The organism is Neisseria sp. P0022.S010 (genome assembly GCF_051956635.1).
On sequence record NZ_JBQCXF010000737.1, the window covers coordinates 1 to 1051 of the forward strand.

The window sequence follows — 1051 nt, forward strand, 5'->3', positions numbered from 1 at the left end:
CCCAGCCACATATTGCGGCAGCCGATAAGCGTGATGACCGGTTTGCCGTCCAGCAGGCGGCGCGTTTCTTCGCGTTGCAAAAAGGCGGTCATCGGTTGCGAAGGAGAGAGGAACCAAACGGTGTAGGCAATGACCACCACATCGTAATCTTCGGATGGGATTTGCGGCGGCAGAATCGGGGTGGGTTTTAAATGGACGGTTTCCGGAAAGGTATCGAAAAAACGCCAAAACGGCCACGGAAACGGAAACGCCTGCTCCGGTACGATATTGACACAATCGACCTGTATGCCGGCTGTTTGCAACGGCGCGGCAAAATTTCGCGCCAGGTTGGAGAGCTGCCCCGTTTGCGAGTAATGCACAATCAGCACTTTTTTCATTATCTTCCCTGCAATGAGTAAGTTATGGTTGGTTTGGACGGTATTATATAGTAAACCGACCGGCCTTGAACTTTATTCATATTCAGTATGTTCGCGTAAGTTTCAGCCGATTTGGATGGAGGCGCCGTATTCTGTCGGAATGGGGCGGTAAAACGGATTTTTATACCATGCCAACATGAACAACGGCCGTCTGAAATTTTTCAGACGGCCTTGTGTGGAAATCGGGACGCATGGTTTAGAACGGGATTTGCGCTAAGTATGGCGTGCAAATCATATAGATAAAAAAATAACCGCTTCAATGCGGTTGGTGGTGGCCAGAGGCGGAATCGAACCGCCGACACACGGATTTTCAATCCGTTGCTCTACCAACTGAGCTATCTGGCCTTCGCGTATTTCGTTGCGAGATGTGAATTAAACCAAATTTCGTTGCCTTGTGCAAGCGTTTGTAGGCTTTATTTTTGAGGCGGTAAATTAAGATTTTGTTTTGTATTGAATTATTTTTCGTTTTAATTGGCGGTTTTGGGGTTTGCCGGTTTGATTTTCAGACGGCCTAAGATACAATCGGCTTTTTTGCTTTGGATTTATGCCATGCTGTATGTGTTTGTTCGTGATATGTGGGATGTTTTGCGTTTGCGCTATCGTTCGCCGGAGACGTATTTGTATTCGCCTTTGGT

At 47.4% G+C, this 1051-nt stretch carries 1 tRNA gene and 1 pseudogene; both read right to left on the reverse strand.

From position 1 onward, the window contains the following. Positions 1–377, reverse strand: a pseudogene (locus ACTHUT_RS21050) (dialkylrecorsinol condensing enzyme); the annotation flags it as partial. Positions 378–685: 308 nt separating this feature from the next. Continuing rightward, positions 686–761: transfer RNA gene (locus tag ACTHUT_RS21055), tRNA-Phe, on the reverse strand. Positions 762–1051 lie beyond the last annotated feature (290 nt).